Source organism: Micromonospora matsumotoense (assembly GCF_050951065.1).
Classification (GTDB): Bacteria; Actinomycetota; Actinomycetes; order Mycobacteriales; family Micromonosporaceae; genus Micromonospora; species Micromonospora matsumotoensis.
The window spans coordinates 829,281-850,504 of record NZ_CP192025.1 but is presented as its reverse complement, the minus strand read 5'-3'; the positions used below and the strand labels follow the sequence as shown (position 1 = coordinate 850,504).

Sequence of the window (21,224 nt, the reverse complement as noted above, 5' to 3'; positions counted from 1 at the left end):
AGGGAGGATAGCGTTCCGTTGCGACCGGCACCATGCCGGCCGACCCCCGTCGGTCGACCGGTCGCCGGTGGTGCGAACTTTCAGCCGATCCGCTCGATGACCAGCGGCGACGTCGTCGGCGCGACGGTCGACACCCGCACCGCACGGGCGGCCTCCGCGGCCGCCGCCGGCAGCCGGGTCGCGTCGTCGGCGCGCAGCTCGTACAGCGGTTCGCCGACCCGCACCGGATCGCCGGGGCGCTTGTGCAGCACCACCCCGGCGGCGGCGCTGACCGGGTCCTCCTTGCGGGCCCGACCGGCGCCGAGTCGCCACGCGGCCACCCCGATGGCGTACGCGTCGACCGACTCGACGTAGCCGTCGGTGTCGGCGCGGACCACCTCGGTCTCGTGGGCGGTGGGCAGCGGGGCGTCCGGCTCACCGCCCTGGGCACGGACCATCGCCCGCCAGGCGTCCATCGCCCGCCCGTCACGCAGCGCGGCGGCCGGGTCGGCGTCGGGCAGGCCGGCCGCGTCGAGCATCTCCCGGGCCAGCGCCAGGGTCAGTTCCACCACGTCGGCCGGGCCACCGCCGGCCAGCACCTGCACCGACTCGGTCACCTCGATCGCGTTGCCGACGGTCAGGCCGAGCGGGGTGGACATGTCGGTGAGCAGGGCCACCGTCCGCACGCCGTGGGCGTCGCCGAGCGCCACCATGGTCCGGGCCAGTTCGCGGGCGTCGGCCACGTTCTTCATGAACGCCCCGGAGCCGACCTTGACGTCGAGGACCAGCGCACCGGTGCCCTCGGCGATCTTCTTGCTCATGATCGAGCTGGCGATCAACGGGATCGCCTCCACGGTGCCGGTGACGTCGCGCAGCGCGTACAGCTTGCGGTCGGCCGGGGCGAGGGCGGCACCGGCCGCGCAGATGACCGCGCCGACGTCACGCAGTTGGGCGATGAACTCGTCGTTGCTCAGCGCCGCCCGCCAGCCGGGGATCGACTCCAGCTTGTCGAGGGTGCCGCCGGTGTGCCCGAGCCCCCGGCCGGAGAGCTGCGGCACCGCACCGCCGCAGGCCGCCACCAGCGGGGTGAGCGGCAGCGTGATCTTGTCGCCGACCCCGCCGGTGGAGTGTTTGTCGACGGTCGGCCGGGCCACCGCCGAGAGGTCCAGCCGCTCCCCGCTGGCGATCATCGCGGCGGTCCACCGGGCGATCTCCGGCGTCGTCATGCCGCGCAGCAGGATCGCCATGGCCAGCGCGGACATCTGCTCGTCGGCCACCAACCCCCGGGTGTACGCGTCGACCACCCAGTCGATCTGGCCGTCGCTCAGCACACCCCCGTCACGCTTGGCCCGGATGACGTCGACCGCGGTAAAAGCACTCACCGTTGAGTTCCCTCTGAAGTCGTTGCAGAAATCGGCGCGACCCCCGGCGGGGTCAGGAGGCGGCCCAGCGGACCGGGATCTCCAGCGGTGGCTCCCCCTCGCCGGCCCAGAAGATGGTGCCCTCCGCGTCCACCACCACGACCCTGGGCGTACGCGCCAACCCCCAGGTGATCGCCTCCGCCGGGTGGCCCCAGCTCGGCCCCTCCTCCAGCACCCCGGGAGCGGTCTCGTCGGTGTCCCCCGCCGACCGCTCCCAGTACGCCGTCCAGACCTGCCGACCGGCGGAGAGATCCGGGTGCACGAAGACGGTCCCCCGCCCCCGCCAGGCGGCCAGCCGCTCCGGCACCACCGGCACCGGGGCCCCGCCCACGACCGCCTCGATGTCGGCCACGTCGAAGGCGTGCGGCAGCAGCTCCGCCATCCGCAGCGGGCCGGTCCTCGACTCGACCAGGCACTCCGGGCCACCGTTCTCCCAGAGCAGTTGCCGGCACCGGCCGCACGGCATCAGCGGCTCACCGGTCGCGTCGACGCAGGACATCGCGACCAGCCGCCCGCCGCCGGTGGCGTGCAGCGCGGAGACCACCCCGCACTCGGCGCAGAGGGTCACCCCGTAGCCGGCGTTCTCCACGTTGCAGCCGACCACCACCCGGCCGTCGTCGACCAGGGCCGCCGCGCCGACCGGGAACTTCGAGTACGGCACGTAGGCGTGCCGCATCACCTCGGTGGCGGCGGCCCGCAGGCGCTCCCAGTCGATCTCGCTCATCCCCTCATTCTGCCCAGGTCACCCCGCCCGGGTGCGGGAAGGGTGCCGGCCAGCCGCCCGCCGGTCACCACCCGCCGGCACCGGGCCGTACCCGGGTGGCGTCCGCCGGGAACGGTGCGGGCCCGGCAGGGAGGTCCCCGCCGGGCCCGCACCGGGCCGGTTTCTCAGCCCTTGATGTACGGCTTGCCGTCGGCGGCGGGCGCCCGGACCCGACCGACCAGCCCGGCCACCGCCAGGATGGTCGCCAGGTAGGGCAGCATCGCCAGGAACTGGCTGGGGATGCTGCTGCCGATCGCGCCGAGGTAGGTGGCGAGCTGGTCGGCGAAGCCGAAGAAGAGCGCGGCGAGCAGCGCGCCGGTCGGGCTCCACCGGCCGAAGATCAGCGCGGCCAGGGCGATGAAGCCCTTTCCACCGATCATGTTCTTGGTGAAGCTGTAGAGCGCCAGGGTGTACGACGCGCCGCCGATGCCGGCGACCACCCCGGCCAGCAGCACGTTGCGGTAGCGCAGGCCCAGCACCTTGACCCCGAGGGTGTCGGCGGCGGTCGGGTGCTCACCCACCGACCGGGTCCGCAGACCCCACCGGGTCCGGAACAGCGCGAGGTGGATGATCAGCACCAGCAGCAGGCCGAGGTAGAGGAAGATGTTGCCCCGGAACAGCGCCGGCCCGAGCAGCGGGATGTCCTTCAGCAGCGGGATCTCCCAGTTGCCGAAGCGCGGCGCACTGTTGTACCTGTCCGCGTTGGTCTGCATCAGCCGCTCGTAGAGGAAGCCGGTGACGCCGACCGCCAGCAGGTTGAGCACCACCCCCATGACGACCTGGTCGACCAGGTAGCGGATGGCGAAGACGGCCAGCAGCAGCGAGATGAACGCGCCGCCGATCGCCGCCGCCACCAGCCCCACCCAGACGCTGCCGCTGAGGCTGCCGAAGAGCGCGCCGCTGAACGCGCCCATCAGCAACTGTCCCTCGATGGCGACGTTGACCACGCCGGACCGCTCGCAGAGCACCCCGGCCAGCGCGCCGAAGACCAGCGGCAGGGCCAGGACGAAGGTGCCCCGGACGATGTTGACCATCGGCATGAAGTTGCGGCCCTCGGGGGCGGCGGAGACCTGCCAGCACAGGAAGCTCAGCACGAAGGCGACCAGCCCGACGCCGAGGACCACGGTGAACCAGCGCTTCGGCACCCCGGCCAGCAGCGCCCCGCCGGCCGCGGCGGCGACGATCCCGAACAGGATCGCGCCGACCGTGCCGTGGATCTCCAACGCCGCGCCACCCTCGGTCTCGCTGAGGGTGAAGCGGGCCTGCTGGCCGGTGGCCAGCGCCCCGAACAGCACGGCGGCGAGCACGCCCAGCGCCAGCAGGACCAAGCCGACCTTGCGGGGGCGGGTCCAGAAACCCTCGTCGACCGCCGCCACGGCGACGTCGGGAACAGCGGTGGTGGACATGCCTCACCAGCCCTTCGCGAGGCTCGTCTGCAACCGGGCGGCGCGGGCGGCCCGGAGCTGGAAGATCGCCTTCACCAGGGCCGGCGCGGCGATGAAGATGACGATCAGCGCCTGGAGCACGGTGACCAGCTCCAGCGAGATCCCGGAGTACGACTGCATCCGGTTGCCACCGGCCTGGAGCGCGCCGAACAGCAGCGCGGCCAGCAGCACCCCCCACGGCTTCACCCGGCCGAGCAGCGCCACCAGGATGCCGTCGAAGCCGATCTGCGCGATCACCAGCGGGGTGAGCGCGTTCGCGGTCGAGCCGAGCACCATCTGGCTGCCGCCGAGGCCGGCGAGCATCCCGGCGATCACCATCACCAGCACGTACGTCTTGGTGACGCTGATGCCGGCGGTCCGCGCCGCGTCCGGGTTGGCACCGACGGCCCGCAGCTCGAAGCCGAGCGTCGACCGGTTGAGCAGCCAGGCGATGGCCCAGGTGGCCAGCACCGCGAGCAGGATGCCGGCGTGCACCCGCAGGTTGTCGCCGAGCAGCCGGGGCAGGGCGGCGGAGGAGTCGACCGGCCGGCTGATCGCGTCCGCCCGGCCCGGGTTCTGCACGCCGTTCTGCACGATGACCCAGGACAGGAAGTAGATCGCGACGTAGTTGAGCATGATCGTGTTGATCACCTCGTGCGCGCCGGTCCGGGCCTTGAGGATGCCGGGAATGAACCCCCAGACCGCGCCGCCGACCGCACCGGCGATCAACGCGACGACCAGGTGCACCACCGGGGGCAGCGGCAACGCGAAGCCGGCCACGGCGGCCAGGATCACGCCCATCGTCGCCTGGCCCTGCGCGCCGATGTTGAACAGGCCACCCCGGAAGGCGAGCGCCACCGACAGGCCGGTGAAGGCCAGCGGCGCGGTGTAGGTGAGGGTCTCCGAGATCGGGCTCAACGCGGCGGTGAAGCCGGACGCCTCCGGGTCGAAGACCGCCCCCTTGAACAGGTTGGCGTACGCCTCGCTGACCACCGTCCAGCTGGCGTTGAGCGCGTCGGCCGGGCGGGCGGTGATGTAGCCGTAGGTGGCCAGCACCTCCGGGTCCGACACGATGATCAGGACCGCGCCGACCAGCATCGCCAGGACCAGCGCGAGCACGGTGACGGTCACCGTGTTGGCGGCCCAGAGGTTGTCCAGGAAGAGCCGGCCCAGCGCGGGCCGGGGTTCCGGCGTGGGCCGCTTCGGTGCGGTCATCGTGGCGCCCCGGTCGGCCTTGCCGGTCGTGGCCAGCTCCGCCTCGGTCGCCGGTTCCTTGTCCGGCGAGCCGGACACCGGGTAGGGGTCGCTCATGCCGTCACCTCGCTGCGCTCGGTGCCGGCCCGGGGCACCAGCGCGCCGGATCGATGATTCACTCGCTGGCGCTCGCTCATGCCTCGTCCTCGTTACCAGGGCTCTCGGGGGCCGGTGCCACGCCGCCGGTCGTACCGCCGGTCGCCTCACCCGGGGTGGCCGCGTCGCCCGCCGGGGCCGACCCACGGGCGTCGGGGGTGATGCCGGCCATCAGCAGGCCGATCTCCTCGCGCGGGGTGTCCGGGCCGACGATGCCGATGATCCGGCCCCGGTACATGACCGCGATCCGGTCGGCGAGGCCGATCACCTCGTCCAACTCGCTGGAGACGACCATGACGGCGGTGCCGACGTCGCGCTCGCGGATGACCCGGCTGTGGATGAACTCGATCGAGCCGACGTCCACGCCCCGGGTGGGCTGGGCGGCGATGAAGAGCTTCAGCGGCCGGGACAGCTCCCGGGCCACGATGACCTTCTGCTGGTTGCCGCCGGAGAGGGTGCCCACCGCCGCGTCCGCCGAGGGGGTACGCACGTCGAACTGGGCGATCCGCTCCCGTGCGGAGGAGGCGATCGCGTCCGGCCGCAGCGCCAGGCCCTTGCCGAACGGCGGCCGGTCGTAGATGTCGAGGACCAGGTTCTCCGCGACGCTGAACTCCTTGACCAGGCCGTCGACGCTGCGGTCCTCGGGGACGTAGCCGACCCCGGCGCGGAGCACCTTCTTGGTGGACCAGCCGTGGATCGGCTCGCCGTCGAGGGTCACCGTGCCGGCCAGCGTCGGGCGCAGCCCCATGATCGCCTCGATCAGCTCGGTCTGCCCGTTGCCCTGCACGCCGGCCACGCCGAGCACCTCACCGGCGCGTACGGTCAGGTCGATGCCGTCCACCGCGCGGATCTGCCGGTCGTCGTCGACGACCAGGCCGGCGACCTCCAGGATCGGCCGGCCCGGGGTGGCGGGCTGCTTGTCCACGGTGAGCCGGACATTGCGGCCGACCATCAGCGCGGCCAACTCGTCCCGGCTCGCCTCGGGGGAGGCGGTGCCGACGGTCCGGCCGCGCCGGATCACGGTGATCCGGTCGGCGATGGCCTTGACCTCGCCGAGCTTGTGGGTGATGAAGACGATCGACTTGCCGGCCGCCTTGAGCGACCGCATGACCGTGAGCAACTCCTCGGTCTCCTGCGGGGTGAGCACCGCGGTCGGCTCGTCCAGGATCAGCAGGTCGACGTCGCGGGTGAGCGCCTTGACGATCTCGACCCGCTGCTGGATGCCGACCGGCAGGTCCTCGATCACCGCGTCCGGGTCGACCCGCAGGTGGTAGCGCGCGGAGACCTCGGCCACCTCGCGGCGGGCCCGCCGCCGGTCCAGGAAGCCGACGATGCCGCCCCGGACCTGCTCGGCACCGAGCATGATGTTCTCGGTCACGGTGAAGACCGGCACCAGCATGAAGTGCTGGTGCACCATGCCGATCCCGGCGGCGATCGCGTCGGAGGGGCCCTTGAGCTTCAGCGGCTGGCCGTCGACCAGGATCTCGCCCTCGTCGGGCTGGTAGAGCCCGTAGAGCACGTTCATCAGGGTCGACTTGCCGGCGCCGTTCTCGCCGAGCAGGGCATGGATCTCTCCAGGCTCCACCGTCAGGTCGATGTGATCGTTGGCGACCAGATCACCGAACCGCTTGGTGATGCCGCGCAGTTCGAGTCTCAGCGCAACCTCCTGGAGTGCGAGCGATGGTGCAGCCTAGCTGCCGGTCGACCGGCCACCGGGGTGCCGGCCGACCGGTGCGCGGACCGGCCGCCCCGACGCCCGTGGATTCCCCCACGTACGCCGGGACGGCCGGTCGTCATGCCTGGTGCCCGCCGACCTCCGCTGCCGATGATCCCATCGCGGCGGCCGACGCGGCGGTCACTTGGTCGGCTGGGCCTTCGAGGTGACCGTGATGGTGCCGGCGGCGATGTCCGCCTTGAGCTTGTCGACCTCGGCCTTGAGGTCCGCCGGGACCTTGCTGTCGAAGTCGTGGTACGGGGCGATCGAGACACCGTTGTTGGCCAGGTTGCCGACGAAGCCCGGGGTGGCGGCGAGCTTCTCGCCACCGGCGGCCTTGAGCACGGCGTCCTTGACGGCGTCCGGGATGTTCTTGACCACGGTGGTCAGCAGCGCCGCGCAGTCCGGGGTGCTCTCGCAACCGTCGACGTCGACCCAGACGACCGAGTACTTGCCGCCCGAGGCCTTCGCCGCGGAGGTGGTGCCGAGGCCCGCGCCACCGGCGACCGGCATGACGATGTCGGCGCCCTGGGCGACCAGCGCGTCGGAGACCTTCTTGCCCTCGTCCTGCTTGGCGAAGTCGTTGGTGAAGGAACCCTTCTGGGTCGCCTTGTCCCAGCCCAGCACCTGGACGTTCTTGCTCTTGGTCTTGTTGTAGTGCGCCACGCCGTCGGCGAAACCGTCCATGAAGATGGTCACCGGCGGGATCGGCAGGCCACCGTAGGTGCCGACCTTGCCGCTCTTGGTCATCCCGGCGGCCAGGTAGCCGGCCTGGAAGGCGGCCTGGGCGGTGTCGAACTGCATCGGGTAGACGTTGGCCGTGGCCGGGTTCGCGTCCACGATGCCGAACTGCTGGTTCGGGTTCGCGGCGGCGATCTTCTTGGTGGCGTCCTGCATCAGGCCACCGACGGCCAGGATGAAGTCGCACTTCTGGTTGACGTAGCCGGTCAGGTTGACCTCGTAGTCCGCCTCGGCCTTGGATGCGACGTACTTGATGTCGATCTTGTCGTTGGCCTTCTTGGCCTCCTCCAGGCCCTTCCAGGCCGAGGTGTTGAACGACTTGTCGTCGATGCCGCCGACGTCGGTCACCATGCAGGCGCTGTACTTCTTGTCGCCGCTGCCACCGGCGTTGTTGTCGTCGTCCGGCGCCTCGCCACATGCGGCAGCACCCAGCACGAGCCCACCCGCCGCGATGGCAGAGGCGATCCGCATCCCACGCACAGAGCGCAAGACGTCTCCTTCCATTGCACACCGCCTCGTGCGGTGGCAGCCCTTGAACCGACAAGCGTTGTGCCGCCGGCATCCCACGTTACGGACGGGAGCGTAGCCCCACGCCCACCCACCGGCCGCCAATCGTGCACGACTGTTGAACGCTCGTTATCCCGGCGTGACCCGGGGGTGGGGCACCTCACTCAGCGTGCCAGTGCTGACCGGCCCGGTGTCGCGAACGCCGGTTTCCCGGCGGCCCCGCCGGTTACCGCCAGAACACCGCCACGGCGGCCGTGACCAGGGTCAACCCGACGATCGCCAGGAAGTGACCACGGGCCACCTGCTCCCGCTTCCGGGAGAAGAAGACCATGACGAAGATGAGCAGGGCCAGCACCAACTTGGTAACAAGCTTGGCGGGGGCCGGCTCGTCGCCGTCACGCAGCGGCGCGGACAGGCCCACACCGGTCAGCAACTGGATCATCGAACCCCAGAGCATGGCCGCGTTGATCCGCAGCCGCCCGCTGACGTACTGGGCGACCGCGCCACCGAGCAGCAGCGCGAACCCGATCAGATGGACATAGAGAAGAATCAGTCGGAGAGCTTCCACGCCCGCCATCCTCCCCCATCAACGACACTTTGTAGTAGTTGGCCCGCGGGCTGAGTTCAATCCGTGATCTCCCCGGTCAGAGCCGCCAGACCTGGAAGGTCGGGCCGTCGCCGGGGAGGGTGATCCCACCGTCGGCGGCGCGACGCAGGGCCGGAGCGCCCCCGTGGACGTTCTCCCCGTCCGGACCGGACGCGGCACCCCCGGCGGACGGCAGGCCGGTCAGCCGGACCGGTGGGCCGGCGGCCCGGCGGGCCAGCACCAGCACCGTGCCGGTCGTCGCCTCGCGCAGGAAGACCAGGGTGTCGGCGTCCACGTGCACCCAGCGCAACCCGCCGTGCCGCAACGCCGGGGTGTCCCGACGCAGCGCCAGCAGCGCCCGGTACGCGGCAAACATCCCGACATCCCAGGTCTGCGGCCGGTGCCACGGCATCGGGGTACGCGAGTCCTCGCCGTTGCCGCCGGTCAGGCCCAGTTCGTCCCCGGCGAAGACGACCGGGGTGCCGGGCATGGTGGCGAGCAGCCCGGCCGCCACCTCCTGCCGGGCGGCGTCCCCCACCACGGTGCGGATCCGGGCCGAGTCGTGCGAGCCGAGCAACTGCCACGAGTGGGTGTACGACCGCCAGGAGATCAGCGACCGGAAGCTGTTCATGGTGGCGAGCACCGCGTGGGCGTCCCGCCGCCGCACCCCGCCCGGCGTCCCGAGGAAGTTCGGCACCGACCCGTCCCCGCCCCACGCCGGCCGGGGTGCGGAGGCGTCCCGGGGTGCGGAGGCGTCCCCGGGTACAGCGGCGTCCCCGGGTGCGGAGTTCTCGTGCCGCAGCCAGGACCACACCGGGTCGGTGAAACCGACGTAGTTCATCGTGCCGTGCCAGCCGTCGGAGTCCAGGTCGCCCGTGTGGTCGTGGCCGTGCTCGGCGAGCAGCAGCCCGTCGGCCCGGGTCTGCGCGACCACCTCCCGCAGCAGCCGCGCCACCTCGTGGGTGTACGCGTCCGCGCCCCGCCGGCCGGTCATGTTGGCCACGTCGACCCGCCAGCCGTCCAACCCGTACGGCGGGCGCAGCCAGCGGCGCAGCAGCGAGTCCGGGGCAGTGGCGAAGCGGCGACGCAGCTCGGCGCTGCCCCAGTTGAGCTTCGGTAGCGACCGCACCCCGTTCCACGACTCGTACGCCGGCTCCCCGTCGCCGCCGGTGGTCACGTCGAAGTAGTACAACTCCCGCTCGGGGGCATCGACGTCGGCCAGGGCGCGGGTGAACCACTCGTGCGCGTCGCCGGTGTGGTTGCTGGTGATGTCACCGAGCAGCCGCCAGCCCCGGGCCCGGACGGCGTCGGCCAGCCGCACCAGCGCCGCGTCCCCGCCGAGCAGCGGGTCGACCGTGTCGAAGCCGGCCGCGTCGTAGCGGTGGTTGGAGCGGGCCGGAAAGATCGGCGTCAGGTAGACGGTGTTGACGCCGAGCCGTTCCAGGTGGTCCAGCCGTTCGGTGATGCCGTCCAGGTCGCCGCCGTAGAACTGGCGCGGGGTCTCCGGCCCCCGCCCGACGACCGGGGTGTCCCAGTCGCACGGGATCGCCCAGTCCGGCGGGGTGCGGCCGTCGGCGGCGGCGGAGCGGGCGAACCGGTCGGGGAAGATCTGGTAGATCAGCGCATCCCGGGCCCAGGCGGGCGGCGGGGCGTGGCTGACCAGCTTGAAGTCGCCGTGGTCGGGCACGTCGTGGTCGACCTGGCCGGCGGCGTTCAGCCAGCGGTAGCCGGACGTCCCGGTGAGCATGAACCGGTAGTTGCTGACCGGGTTGCGGACCTCGACGTCGGCCCGCCACCACACGTCGTGGCCGTCCCGGCGGTCGACGGTGGCCTCGACGAAGCGCGGTTCGCCGTCCCCCGTGGTCCGGACGTGCACCTGCCGGACGTCGGCGCCCTCGGGCACCCGGACGAAGACCGGCACCCGCTGCCCGAGGGCGGGTTCCTGCTCGGGCACGTACAACGCCGAGCCGTCGTGGTGCGGCAACAGGGACATCATGCGACCTTCCGCTTATCCCTTGACAGCCCCGGCGGTGAGGCCGGAGACGATGTAGCGCTGGAGGAGTTGGAAGACCAGCACGGTGGGGATCGCGGTGAGCAGGGTGCCCGCCGCGAAGATCCCGAAGTTGTTGTTCCGCTCCCCCGCCACCAGGCCGAACATGCCGACCGCGAGGGTCTTGGACCCGGTGTCGGTGAGGAACACGTTGGCGATCATGAACTCGTTGATCGTGCCGATGAACGACAGCAGCGCGGTCACCGCCAGGATCGGCGCCACCAGCGGCAACATGATCCGGAAGAAGACCTGGGCGTGGCTGGCGCCGTCCATGGTGGCCGACTCGTCCAGCTCGCGCGGCAGGGTGTCGAAGAACCCCTTCATCAGCCAGGTGTTCATGCCCAGCGCGCCGCCCATGTAGAGCAGGAGCAGTCCCCACGGGGTGTTGAAGCCGATCGACGGCCACAGGTCGGTGACCCGGGTGAAGATCAGGAAGATCGCCACGATCGCCAGGAACTGCGGGAACATCTGGATCAGCAGCAGGGTCAGCAGCCCGAACCGCCGGCCGGTGAAGCGCATCCGGGAGAACGCGTACGCCGCCAGTGAGGACAGGAAGATCGACACGAAGCTCGCCCCGCCCGCGATGAGCAGCGAGTTGAGGAACCAGTTGCCGAACTCGGTCCGCGCGAACAGGTTGCCGAAGTTCTCCAGGGAGGCCCCGGTCGGCAGGAGTTGGGTCGAGGAGAGGGTGCCGAGCGGGTTGAGCGCGGCGGAGAGCACGAACAGGATCGGGAAGAGGCTGAACGCCACCGCCAGCACGCCGACGACGTGCCGCCAACCGACCTGGGTGAACCACCGGCTCCCGCGCCGGCCGGCGGCGTTCGGGTGGGTCGTCACGAGTAGACCTCCTCCTGCTGGCGGGTGCGCCGGAAGCTGATCGCCGAGACCGTGGCCACGATCGCGAAGATGAAGACCGACACTGCGGCGGCCAGTCCGAACTCGGCGCCCTGCGCGCCGAAGGCCAGCCGGTAGGTGTACGTGATCAGCAGGTCGGTGGCCCCGTTGGTCGGGTTGTCCGGCGCGAACGGGCCGCCCTCGGTGGTGAACCAGATCGCGTTGATGTTGTTGAAGTTGAACGCGAACGACGCGATCAGCAGCGGCGAGAGCGCCACCAGCAGCAGCGGCAGGGTGACCGCCCGGAACGACTGCCACGGTGACGCGCCGTCGACCGAGGTGGCCTCGGTCAACTCCCTCGGGATGGCCTGGAGCGCACCGGTGGCCACCAGGAACATGTACGGGTAGCCCAGCCAGAGCTGCACCAGCAGCACCGCCACCCGGGCCGACCACGCCTCGCCGAACCAGTCGACGCCGAGGCCGAACAGGTTGTTGATCAGGCCGAAGTCGGTGTTGAACATGTCCCGCCAGACCAGCAGCATCGCGAACGACGGCATGGCGTACGGCAGGATCAGGAACACCCGGTAGAGGTTGGTGCCCCGCATCCGGGGCGAGTGCAGGGCCAACGCGATCGCCATGCCGAGTCCGAAGGTGAACCCGGTGGAGCCGATCGCGAAGGCGAAGTTCCACAGCAGGGTGCCGAAGAACGGGCCGGAGATGTTCGGGTCGGTGAGCACCCGGGCGAAGTTCTTCAGCCCGACGCCGACCTGCCAGCCCTGGGCGAGCCGCTCGCCGTCGGCCGCGACGAAGGCGCCGACCGTGCCGTCGGCCGTCCAGGTCCGCCCGGTCTCGCTGTCGGTGATGCAGTCACAGCTGCGGTCGTACGCCCGGATAGCCTTGCCCTCGTAGGCCCGGGACAGGCCGTTGGAGCGCAGCGCGCCCCCCGGGGTCGGCACGACCAGGTCGGTGATCTCCTGGCTGCGGACGCTGGCCTGGCCGAAGTTGAGCACGGTGTAGCCCTGGGCGGCGGTGACCTTGCCGGCGGGCGTGACGGTCACGTCGGCGGCGTCGAGCGGGCGCAGCCCGTCGGCGTCCCCGGCGGAGACCGTGCCGGTCGACGGGTCGGTGACCAGGAAGACCAGCGGCCCGGTGGCCGGGTCGCCGGTGGTGGCGATGGCGAGGGTGTACTCGGCGGAGCCGGGGACCTGCTTGACCGAGGAGCTGCCGATGGCGACGATCGCGTCGTCCTTGGAGCCCCGGTGGCCGTCGCCGAAGTTGGTGAACGCGGTGCTCGCGGTGTAGAGCACCGGGAAGACCTGGAAGGCGATCAGGAAGATCGTTCCGGGCACCAGGTACTTGGCCGGGATGTGCCGGCGGGTGAGGTAGAGGTAGCCCAGGCCGACGGTGGTGACCACCAGGACGGCCAGTCCGACCCAGAGCTTGGCGGCGATGAGCGGGAAGGCCGCCCAGATCGCGATCCCGGCCACCAGGCCGAGCAGGATCACCTTGACGATGAGGCCGGTCGCGGTGATCGGCGCGTGCTGGCGCGCGGTACGGGTCGTTTCCGGGGGCCCGGAGCGGACGGGCCCCCGGCCCGGGGCCTGCTGGGCAGACCCCGGGCCGGACGGCGTGCGCATTACTTGATCTGACCGGAGATCGTCTTGCCGGCGGCGGTGACGGTCTTCGCCGGGTCGGCGCCACCGATGACGGCGGCCTCCGCCTTGCCGAACGGGTCCCAGATCGCGGCCATCGCCGGGATCGCCGGGAGCACCTGGCCGTTCCTGCCCGCCTCGGAGAACTTGGCCAGGTCCGGGTCGGTGCCCTTCACCTGGTCGAACGCGGCGGTCAGCGCCGGCGGACGCGGCTCGGCCTGGTAGAGCGCCACGGCCAGCTCGGGCGTGGTGACGTAGTTGGTGACGAACTCCTGGGCCAGCGCCTTGTTCTTGCCCTTGGCGGCCACGTAGAACGCCTGGACACCGACGAACGGCTGGGCCTGCTTGCCACCGGCGAACCCGGGGACCGGGGAGATGTCGTAGGCGATGCCGGCCTTCTTGGCGTCGGCGACCGCCCACGGGCCGGAGACCAGGAAGGCGCACTTCTTGCCGGTGAAGGTGGCGATCGAGTTCTCGCCGGTGATGGAGCGCTTCAGTGCGCCGTCGCCCTTCTCCCCGAGCTTGCCGATCTTCTTGAACGCCTCGATCGACTCCGGCTTGCCCACGCCGAGGTCCTTCGGGTCGTAGTCGCCGTTGGCGGCGGTGCCGAACAGGTAGCCGCCGGCCGAGGTGTACAGCGGGTAGATGTGGTAGGCGTCGCCGTTCTGGCCGGACTGGAGGCAGAGGATCTCGCTGGCCTTCTTCTCGGCCTTGAGCTTCTTGCCGGTGGCGACCAGGTCCTCGATCGTCTTCGGTGCCTCGGGGGCCAGCGCGGTGTTGCGGATCAGCGCGATGTTCTCGGTGGCGTAGGGGACGCCGTAGAGCTGACCGTTGAAGGTCACCGCCTTGATCGCGGTCTCGTTGAAGCTGGACTTCTGCGCGGCGGCGAGCTGCACCGGGTCGATGGCGCCGTTCTGGACCAGGTTGCCGATCCAGTCGTGCGCGCCGACCACGACGTCCGGGCCGCTGCCCTGCTGGGAGGCGGTGACGAAGTTCGTCTGGAGGTCCTTGGAGACGGCCTGCACCTCGACGGTGACCCCGTTGGCCTGGCCGAACTTCTCGGCGAACGGCTTGAGCGCCGCGGTCCGCTTGTCGTCCGCCCAGATGACGAGCTTGCCGCCCGCCGCCTGGGAGGTCGCCTTGGCGGCCGGTTCATCGTTGCTGGTGCCGCCGCCGCAGCCCGACGCGGCGAGCGCCAGGCCGAGGACGGTGACCACACCCGCGGTACGGATGCGCATCGGTACTCCTGTCGTCATGGCGAAGCCGACCGCCGGGGGGAAGGGCGGCCTCGCCGTAGGAAACTCTGAAAGTTCTTGCCAACCGGCGCCGGGCAGGCCGCGCCGCTGCTGTCGCGTGTTGCCGGGACGTTAGCAAGAGGTTGCAGATTATGGAAGGGCTTGCAGAAGCACACGCAAGAACTTGCCTTTGGGTTAAAGTTCCGCCATGCGCGCTCGACTGTCCGACATCGCCCAACAGGCCGAAGTCAGCGAGGCCACGGTGTCGCGGGTGCTCAACGACCGCCCCGGCGTGGCCCCCGAGACCCGGCAGGCCGTCCTGACCGCCCTCGACGTGCTCGGCTACGAGCGCCCGGCCCGGCTGCGCAAACGCAGCGCCGGGCTGGTCGGGTTGGTGGTGCCGGAGCTGGAGAATCCGATCTTCCCGGCGTTCGCCCAGGTGATCGAGTCGACCCTGGCGCAGAGCGGCTTCACCCCGGTGCTGTGCACCCAGACCCCGGGTGGGGTCACCGAGGACGAGTACGTGGAGATGCTGCTCGACCGGCAGGTCTCCGGGATCGTCTTCGTCTCCGGCCTGCACGCCGACACGGCGGCCAACCACGACCGGTACCGCGCGCTGATCGCCCGGCCGCTCCCGGTCGTCATGATCAACGGGTACGCCCCGGGCATCGCCGCGCCCTTCGTCTCCTGCGACGACCGGGAGGCCACCGAGCTGGCCGTGGCGCACCTGGTCGCGCTCGGGCACCGGCAGATCGGCCTGATCACCGGGCCGGACCGGTTCGTGCCGGTGCAGCGTCGGGTGGCCGGCTTCCGGGCCGCGATGACCCGGCTGGGCTCCACCGGCAGCGAGCTGGACGCGCTCGCCGAGCTGTCCCTGTTCGGCGTCGAGGGCGGCGAGGCCGCCGCCGGTCGACTGATCGAGCGCGGGGTCACCGGCATCGTCTGCGGCTCCGACCTGATGGCGTTGGGCGCGGTCCGGGCCGGCCGGCAGCGCGGGCTGTCCGTCCCCGGTGAGCTGTCGGTGGTCGGCTACGACGACTCGCCGCTGATGGCCTTCACCGATCCGCCGCTGACCACCATGCGGCAGCCGGTGGCCGCGATGGCGGTGGCGGCGGTCCGGGCCCTGGTCGACGAGATCAACGGGCACGCCGCCCCGCACTCGGAATACCTGTTCCGCCCGGAGCTGGTGGTACGCGGGTCGACCGCGGTGGTACGCCAGGCCGGCCCCGGCCGGTCCCGCCCGGCACCCCCCGCCCTCGCCGTCCCCGCCTGACCCGCCCGCCTGACCGACCCGCTGTCGACCCGCCGTCGGGTCGGGCGGACGCGGCGCTCCGCCGGCGGGTCCACCTCCCGGCTGCCGGGACGAGTGTGCAGCAAGCCCCCCGGCCGCAGGGTGACGGACGTCATTTCTTGCGCAATCCCTGCTTGACTCTTGCAGCGTTCGGCCGGCATTCTCTCCACACCCGCGTCCGTCGCCCACCGCCGCGCGGGCACCGCCGTCCCGCCACAGAACGGGGATCTCCGCCGATGACCGCCGCCGACCCCACGCCGCTGACCTCCGACGACGACTGGTGGCGCTCCGCGGTCGTCTACCAGGTGTACGTCCGCAGCTTCGCCGACTCCGACGGCGACGGTGTCGGCGACCTCCAGGGCATCCGGCAGCGGCTGCCCTACCTGCGTGACCTCGGCGTGGACGCGCTCTGGCTGACCCCGTTCTACACCTCGCCGCAGATCGACGCCGGCTACGACGTGTCCGACTACCGGGACGTCGACCCGCTCTTCGGCGACCTCGCCGACTTCGACGCCATGATCACCGACGCGCACGCGCTGGGCCTGCGGATCATCGTGGACCTGGTGCCGAACCACACCTCCAGCGCGCACCCGTGGTTCACCGCCGCCCTCGCCGCCGGCCCCGGCTCCCCGGAGCGGGCGCGTTACCTCTTCGCCGACGGCCAGGGCGCGCACGGCGAGCTGCCGCCGAACGACTGGGAGAGCATCTTCGGCGGCCCCGCCTGGACCCGGCTACCGGACGGCCAGTGGTACCTGCACCTGTTCGACCCGGCCCAGCCGGACCTGAACTGGCGGCACCCGCAGGTGCGCGCCGAGTTCGAGGATGTCCTCCGCTTCTGGCTCGACCGGGGCGTCGACGGATTCCGGATCGACGTCGCCCACGGCATGATCAAGGCGGAGGGGCTGCCGGACGTCGGCTTCAGCTCGATGACCACCGGCCGGCGTCAGTCGGAGCTGCTCGGCAAGGGCCGGCTGCCCTACTTCGACCAGGACGAGGTGCACGAGATCTACCGGGCCTGGCGGCCGATCCTGGACAGCTACCCCGGTGGCCGGATGGCGGTCGCCGAGGCGTGGGCGGAGACCCCGCAACGGCTGGCCCGCTACATCGGCCCGGACGAGCTGCACCAGGCGTTCAGCTTCGACTTCCTCGACGCCACCTGGTCGGCCGACTCGTTCCGCAAGGTGATCGACACCGCGCTGGCCGAGTCGACGATCGTCGGCGCGCCGACCACCTGGGTGCTGTCCAACCACGACCGGCAGCGGCACGTCACCCGGTACGGCGACGGCGAGATCGGCCTGCGCCGGGCCCGCGCCGCCGCCCTGCTGATGCTGGCCCTGCCCGGCTCCGCCTACCTCTACCAGGGCGAGGAGCTGGGTCTTCCCGAGGTGCTGGACCTGCCCGACGCGCTCCGCCAGGACCCGGCGTTCCTGCGTACCGGGGAGAGCCGCGACGGCTGCCGGGTGCCCATCCCGTGGAGCGGCGAGCTGGCCCCGTACGGCTTCGGTCCGGAGGGCAGCGCGCTGAGCTGGCTGCCGGCCCCGACAACCTGGCGGGCCCTCTCGGTGGCCGCCCAGACCGGGACGCCCGGCTCGACGCTGGAGCTGTACCGGGCGGCGCTGCGGGCCCGGCACGAGCACCCGGCGCTGGCCGCCACCGCCGGCCCGGTGGTCTGGCTGGAGACCGGGCCCGGCGTGCTGGCGTTCCACCGCTGCGCCGACGACGCCGTGCTGACCTGCGTGGTCAACCTCAGCGGCGCCCCGGTCCGGATCGACGGGTACGGCCGGCCCGTGGTGGCCAGCGCGGACCTCACCGCGCAGGACACCGGACACGTCCTGCCGGTGGACGCCGCCGCGTGGTTCGAACGGCGTTGAGCCGGGTAACCCGCCATTGACCTGGTCGTCCGTTGTGCCCCGCGCCGACGGGCGACTGGGCTGCCGACCCCTTGTGGTGGGGGGTGAGGTGGCACCGGCGTCCCGGGGAGTCCGCTTCCCGGGACGCCGGCGCTCCATCGCGTACCGCGTCGGCACCGTCGGTGGCCGGCACCGGTCGACGACGACTATCCGGGCGGTTGCCGGCCGATGGAGCCGTCACCGCCCGCGCAGCAGCCCGGCGATCCGCCCGAAGCCCGCCCGCACCTCCGCCTCGGTCGGTACGGGCGGTGGCTCCGGCCGGTCCGCCACGGCGGCCGCCGGCTCCTCCTGCTCGTCGAGGACGTCGTCGAAGTCGCCGTAGAGGTCGGCCGCCTCGATCCGGGCCTCCTCGTCCTCGGCGGCGAGCTGCGATGCGGCGATCTCGCCCCGGATCTCCTCGGCCGACAGCGCCGGCAACAGCGGCTCGACCACCGCCAGCAACTGCTCGTCGGCCACCACCGCCTCGGCCAGGGCCAACGCGTGCGGGCGCTCGTACGGGCCGCAGACCACCGGCTCCCACTCCGCCGGATCGCCGAGCGGGCCGACCGTGATGATCCACGGCAGGCTGAGGATCGGCGAGTCGTCCGGCAGGTCCAGCGTCACGAGTGCGCCCACCGGCTCATCATGGCCGGTCCGACCGGCACTCGCGGCGGCATTTGCCGCATTCATCTTTTTCCACGACTGTCGGCCCCCGCTACCGGGAGCTGTCGTCAGAGGACGTCCAGGGCGGCGCGGACCAGGGCCAGCGCCCGGTCGGGTGGCACCCCCAGCCGGGCTGCCTCCTCGGCGTACCGGGTGGCCGCCCGCTGCAACCGGTCCGCCGCGTCGTCCCGCCCCGGGGCGACGAAGCTGCCGTGCCGGCCCCGGGTCTCCAACAGCCCGGCCGCCTCCAGCTCCCGGTAGGCGCGGGCCACCGTGTTCACCGCCAGCCCCAGCTCGGCGGCGAACTGCCGCACCGGAGCCAGCCGGGTGCCCACCGCCAGCCGGCCGTCCCCGATCATCGCGGCGAGCTGCGCACGCACCTGCGCGTACGGGGGCACCGCCGAACCCGGATCGATCTCGATCGGCATCAGCCCGCTCCTCCCGGCGTACCCGGATCGGTCTCCTCGTCGATGTCGGCCTCGACGTTGACCTGCCTCATCACCGCGCCCTCGGAGAGGTCGACGACCCGGCCGTGCCGGCTGGTGGCGGCGAGCGCGGCACCGAAGAGCACCAGCTGGTTGAGCAGGTAGAGGTAGAGCAGCACGGCCACCGCACCGGTCACCACGGCGTACGCCGGGTTCCGCTCGGTCCGCACGATGTAGAACCGGCCGACCGTGTTGAGCAGGGTGATCCCGACCGCGACCAGGAGCACCACCGGGCGCAGTCGTCGCCGGCTCATCCGCAGCCGGGGCACCGCCACCAGCAACGCCGTGGCCAGCACCGCGTTGACCAGCACGCTGAGCACGGCGCTGATGGTGGTCAGCCCCACCGACCCGGTGGCCCGCAGCAGGAAGCGCAGCACCGACTCCAGCGCGTCCACGGCCGCCACCGAGATGCCCAGCATGACGAAGACCAGCAGCAGCACCCCCAGATCCACCAACTGGCGCACCACCAGGTTGCCCGGCTGCTGGTTGAAGCCGTACATCAGCCGCTGCGACGACCGGATCGCCTCCACCCAGCCGATCCCGGTGAAGCCCAGGATGACCAGGCCCACCACCCCGACCGCGTTGCTGCTCTCGGCGATCTGCTGGGGGTCGAGGAAGGGCAGGTTGTCCCGCAGGAACTCCGCGGCCGCGTCGGAGACCTCGTCGTTGTCCTCCAGGATGGCCCCGAAGACCGAGTACGCGACCAGGGCGAGGGCGAAGACCGCAAAGAAGCCGTAGTAGGCGATGGCGGCGGCCAACCGACCGGCCAGCACCTCGTTGTAGAGGTCCACCGCCCGCCAAACATGGTCGAGCCGGGGCCACCGGCTCCGGGCCGCGGTGAACCGGCGGTCCATGCCGGCCGTCCACCGGCCCCACGCGTCCACCACGTCATCTTCGCCGATCTGTCGTCACCGGGCCGGTCAACCGGCTGCCGGCGGGAGGGGGTGCCGGCCACCGGCGGGTGGGGGTGCCGCCCGCACGGGCGCTCCGACCGGTCACCGGCGGCGCGGGTCAGCCGCCGAGCCGGAAGTCCCGGCGCGGCTGCCACCGGGTCTGACCGCTGTGCGAGAACAGGGTGAACGCCTCCACCTCGAACATCGCCGAGAAGTCGGCGAGATCCTCGTACGCCCGGTCCAGCGCCTCGGGGGCGACGTCCTGGGCCACGGTGACGTGCGGGTGGTACGGGAAGCGCAGCTCCCGGTGCAGGTGGGGCGCGGCGTTGATGGCGGCGGCGAGCAGCTCGCACTCGCTGATCCCGGCCGCCACCGCGACGAAGACCACCTGGGTCACCGGCCGGAACGTGCCGGTCCCCCGCAGGTGCAGGGTGAACGGCAGGTGGGTGGCGGCCACCTCGGCCAGGTGCGCCTCGACCGCCCCCAGCGCGGCCACCGGGATCTCGGTCGGGCCGAGCAGGGTCACGTGCGCCGGGACGACCTGCGGGTCACCCGTCTGCGCCCGCCGTCGGGTGAGCAGCTCACCCCACGGCTCGGGGATGTCCACCGCGATCCCGATCTGGATGGTGTCGCCGGCCACCGGAACCTCGTCCCTGCGATCCACGCTCCGCGCCACCCCTCCGGCCATCGTCTCGACCCGCACCGCCGCCCCGCCCACGACTACTCGAAGCGGACCGGCGCAAGGAACCCGACCCGCTCGTACGCTGTGCGCAGCGTCGGCACGGTGACCTCCCGGGCCTTCTCCGCGCCGGCGGCGAGCAGCTTGTCGAGCTGCGCGGGGTCGTCGAGGTAGCTGCGGGTGCGCTCCTGGATCGGGGCGACGAACTCGCGGACCACCTCGCCCAACTCCTTCTTGAGATCGCCGTACCCCCGGCCCGCGTACGCGGCCACCAGGTCGTCGATGCTCCGGCCGGAGAGCGCGGAGTGGATGGTGAGCAGGTTGGACACCCCGGGCTTGGTCTCGGTGTCGAAGACGATCTCCCGGCCGGTGTCGGTCACCGCCGAGCGGATCTTCTTGGCCGAGCGGGCGGGATCCTCCAACAGGTCGATGATGCCGGTCGGCGAGGACGACGACTTCGACATCTTCGCCGTCGGCTCCTGAAGATCCGTGATCTTGGCAGTGTCCTTGACGATGTGCGGGGCGGGCACCGTGAAGGTCGGCCCGAACAGCGAGTTGAACCGCTGGGCCAGGTCCCGGGAGAGCTCCAGGTGCTGCCGCTGGTCCTCGCCGACCGGCACCACGTCGGCCTGATAGAGCAGAATGTCAGCGGCCTGGAGGATCGGGTACGTGAACAGGCCGACGCTGGACCGGTCGCTGCCCTGCTTCTGCGACTTGTCCTTGAACTGGGTCATCCGGCTCGCCTCACCGAACCCGGTGATGCAGCCCAACACCCAGGCCAGCTGCGCGTGCTCGGGCACCTGCGACTGGACGAACAGGGCGCTGCGCTCCGGATCGATGCCGACCGCGAAGAGCTGCGCGGCGGCCACCCGGGTGCGCTGCCGCAGCACCGCCGGATCGTGCCCGGCGGTGATCGCATGCAGGTCGACCACGCAGTAGAACGCCTCGTGGGTGTCCTGCAACGCCACCCAGTGCCGCACCGCGCCCAGGTAGTTGCCGAGGTGGAACGAGTCGGCCGTCGGCTGGATGCCGGAGAAGACGCGGGGGCGGGCGGGAGCGTCGGACATG

General features: G+C 71.7%; 18 protein-coding genes. 2 read left to right on the top strand and 16 right to left on the bottom strand.

Annotation, left to right across the window (positions count from 1 at the left end; all coding sequences use genetic code 11):
- Window positions 1–80: 80 nt before the first annotated feature.
- The 11 genes from ACQP1S_RS04110 to ACQP1S_RS04060 form a co-directional block, all read right to left on the bottom strand.
- Window positions 81–1,361: a thymidine phosphorylase gene (locus ACQP1S_RS04110; protein WP_432903146.1), complete on the bottom strand. Its 1,281-nt coding sequence runs from the start codon at window positions 1,359–1,361 to the stop codon at window positions 81–83.
- 52 nt (window positions 1,362–1,413) lie between these two features.
- Window positions 1,414–2,124 (bottom strand): cytidine deaminase, encoded by a 711-nt coding sequence (locus ACQP1S_RS04105; protein ID WP_432903143.1) that lies wholly within the window; start codon window positions 2,122–2,124, stop codon window positions 1,414–1,416.
- Between the two features lie 164 nt (window positions 2,125–2,288).
- Entirely contained in the window at window positions 2,289–3,569 is a 1,281-nt protein-coding gene (locus ACQP1S_RS04100) for an ABC transporter permease (RefSeq protein ID WP_432903140.1), read from the bottom strand.
- A 3-nt stretch (window positions 3,570–3,572) separates the two neighbouring features.
- Window positions 3,573–4,898, bottom strand: coding sequence for an ABC transporter permease (locus ACQP1S_RS04095; protein ID WP_432903137.1), 1,326 nt, complete (start codon window positions 4,896–4,898; stop codon window positions 3,573–3,575).
- Window positions 4,899–4,974: 76 nt separating this feature from the next.
- Window positions 4,975–6,522, bottom strand: coding sequence for an ABC transporter ATP-binding protein (locus ACQP1S_RS04090; RefSeq protein WP_432903134.1), 1,548 nt, complete (start codon window positions 6,520–6,522; stop codon window positions 4,975–4,977).
- Window positions 6,523–6,792: 270 nt separating this feature from the next.
- Window positions 6,793–7,863 (bottom strand): BMP family lipoprotein, encoded by a 1,071-nt coding sequence (locus ACQP1S_RS04085; RefSeq protein WP_176739192.1) that lies wholly within the window; start codon window positions 7,861–7,863, stop codon window positions 6,793–6,795.
- 262 nt (window positions 7,864–8,125) lie between these two features.
- The gene (locus tag ACQP1S_RS04080; protein WP_432903131.1) at window positions 8,126–8,467 is read right to left on the bottom strand and encodes a hypothetical protein; all 342 of its coding nucleotides are present in this window, start codon (window positions 8,465–8,467) and stop codon (window positions 8,126–8,128) included.
- A gap of 76 nt (window positions 8,468–8,543) precedes the next feature.
- A complete protein-coding gene (locus ACQP1S_RS04075) occupies window positions 8,544–10,478 on the bottom strand; it encodes a glycoside hydrolase family 13 protein (RefSeq protein ID WP_432907773.1) in 1,935 nt (644 codons plus the stop codon).
- 15 nt (window positions 10,479–10,493) lie between these two features.
- Window positions 10,494–11,372: a sugar ABC transporter permease gene (locus ACQP1S_RS04070; RefSeq protein ID WP_432903128.1), complete on the bottom strand. Its 879-nt coding sequence runs from the start codon at window positions 11,370–11,372 to the stop codon at window positions 10,494–10,496.
- On the bottom strand, window positions 11,369–13,006 hold the full coding sequence (locus ACQP1S_RS04065; RefSeq protein WP_432903125.1) for an ABC transporter permease subunit: 1,638 nt from the start codon (window positions 13,004–13,006) through the stop codon (window positions 11,369–11,371). The genes ACQP1S_RS04070 and ACQP1S_RS04065 overlap by 4 nt, the downstream gene beginning before the upstream one ends.
- The gene (locus ACQP1S_RS04060; protein WP_432903122.1) at window positions 13,006–14,259 is read right to left on the bottom strand and encodes a sugar ABC transporter substrate-binding protein; all 1,254 of its coding nucleotides are present in this window, start codon (window positions 14,257–14,259) and stop codon (window positions 13,006–13,008) included. The genes ACQP1S_RS04065 and ACQP1S_RS04060 overlap by 1 nt, the downstream gene beginning before the upstream one ends.
- A gap of 205 nt (window positions 14,260–14,464) precedes the next feature.
- Between ACQP1S_RS04060 and ACQP1S_RS04055 the strand changes: the two genes are divergently transcribed.
- On the top strand, window positions 14,465–15,529 hold the full coding sequence (locus tag ACQP1S_RS04055; protein ID WP_363672265.1) for a LacI family DNA-binding transcriptional regulator: 1,065 nt from the start codon (window positions 14,465–14,467) through the stop codon (window positions 15,527–15,529).
- A gap of 254 nt (window positions 15,530–15,783) precedes the next feature.
- Window positions 15,784–17,418 carry a glycoside hydrolase family 13 protein gene (locus tag ACQP1S_RS04050; RefSeq protein WP_432903118.1) on the top strand — a complete coding sequence of 545 codons (1,635 nt, stop codon included), beginning with the start codon at window positions 15,784–15,786 and terminating at the stop codon, window positions 17,416–17,418.
- 216 nt (window positions 17,419–17,634) lie between these two features.
- Here ACQP1S_RS04050 and ACQP1S_RS04045 read toward each other — a convergent pair whose 3' ends face one another.
- The 5 genes from ACQP1S_RS04045 to trpS all read right to left on the bottom strand — a co-directional run bounded on the left by ACQP1S_RS04045 (window position 17,635) and on the right by trpS (window position 21,223).
- Complete coding sequence (locus tag ACQP1S_RS04045; protein WP_363672269.1) at window positions 17,635–18,072, bottom strand: hypothetical protein; 438 nt, start codon at window positions 18,070–18,072, stop codon at window positions 17,635–17,637.
- Window positions 18,073–18,167: 95 nt separating this feature from the next.
- Window positions 18,168–18,527: a GntR family transcriptional regulator gene (locus ACQP1S_RS04040; RefSeq protein WP_432903115.1), complete on the bottom strand. Its 360-nt coding sequence runs from the start codon at window positions 18,525–18,527 to the stop codon at window positions 18,168–18,170.
- Window positions 18,527–19,438 carry a YihY/virulence factor BrkB family protein gene (locus tag ACQP1S_RS04035; RefSeq protein WP_432907771.1) on the bottom strand — a complete coding sequence of 304 codons (912 nt, stop codon included), beginning with the start codon at window positions 19,436–19,438 and terminating at the stop codon, window positions 18,527–18,529. Before ACQP1S_RS04035 ends, ACQP1S_RS04040 begins: the two co-directional genes overlap by 1 nt.
- Before the next feature lie 157 nt (window positions 19,439–19,595).
- Window positions 19,596–20,165 (bottom strand): 2'-5' RNA ligase family protein, encoded by a 570-nt coding sequence (locus tag ACQP1S_RS04030; RefSeq protein WP_091252865.1) that lies wholly within the window; start codon window positions 20,163–20,165, stop codon window positions 19,596–19,598.
- Between the two features lie 32 nt (window positions 20,166–20,197).
- Window positions 20,198–21,223, bottom strand: coding sequence for a tryptophan--tRNA ligase (trpS, locus tag ACQP1S_RS04025; RefSeq protein ID WP_432903113.1), 1,026 nt, complete (start codon window positions 21,221–21,223; stop codon window positions 20,198–20,200).
- Between the last annotated feature and the right edge of the window lies 1 nt (window position 21,224).

Excerpts from the sequence above, each read along its gene's own strand:
- ACQP1S_RS04095 (WP_432903137.1), bottom strand. The coding sequence starts at position 4,898 with ATGAGCGACCCCTACCCGGTGTCCGGCTCGCCGGACAAGGAACCGGCG.
- ACQP1S_RS04035 (WP_432907771.1), bottom strand. The coding sequence starts at position 19,438 with ATGGACCGCCGGTTCACCGCGGCCCGGAGCCGGTGGCCCCGGCTCGAC.
- ACQP1S_RS04100 (WP_432903140.1), bottom strand. The coding sequence starts at position 3,569 with ATGTCCACCACCGCTGTTCCCGACGTCGCCGTGGCGGCGGTCGACGAG.
- ACQP1S_RS04075 (WP_432907773.1), bottom strand. The coding sequence starts at position 10,478 with ATGTCCCTGTTGCCGCACCACGACGGCTCGGCGTTGTACGTGCCCGAG.
- ACQP1S_RS04055 (WP_363672265.1), top strand. The coding sequence starts at position 14,465 with ATGCGCGCTCGACTGTCCGACATCGCCCAACAGGCCGAAGTCAGCGAG.
- ACQP1S_RS04050 (WP_432903118.1), top strand. The coding sequence starts at position 15,784 with ATGACCGCCGCCGACCCCACGCCGCTGACCTCCGACGACGACTGGTGG.
- ACQP1S_RS04040 (WP_432903115.1), bottom strand. The coding sequence starts at position 18,527 with ATGCCGATCGAGATCGATCCGGGTTCGGCGGTGCCCCCGTACGCGCAG.
- ACQP1S_RS04065 (WP_432903125.1), bottom strand. The coding sequence starts at position 13,006 with ATGCGCACGCCGTCCGGCCCGGGGTCTGCCCAGCAGGCCCCGGGCCGG.
- trpS (WP_432903113.1), bottom strand. The coding sequence starts at position 21,223 with ATGTCCGACGCTCCCGCCCGCCCCCGCGTCTTCTCCGGCATCCAGCCG.
- ACQP1S_RS04085 (WP_176739192.1), bottom strand. The coding sequence starts at position 7,863 with ATGCGGATCGCCTCTGCCATCGCGGCGGGTGGGCTCGTGCTGGGTGCT.
- ACQP1S_RS04030 (WP_091252865.1), bottom strand. The coding sequence starts at position 20,165 with ATGGCCGGAGGGGTGGCGCGGAGCGTGGATCGCAGGGACGAGGTTCCG.
- ACQP1S_RS04105 (WP_432903143.1), bottom strand. The coding sequence starts at position 2,124 with ATGAGCGAGATCGACTGGGAGCGCCTGCGGGCCGCCGCCACCGAGGTG.
- ACQP1S_RS04060 (WP_432903122.1), bottom strand. The coding sequence starts at position 14,259 with ATGCGCATCCGTACCGCGGGTGTGGTCACCGTCCTCGGCCTGGCGCTC.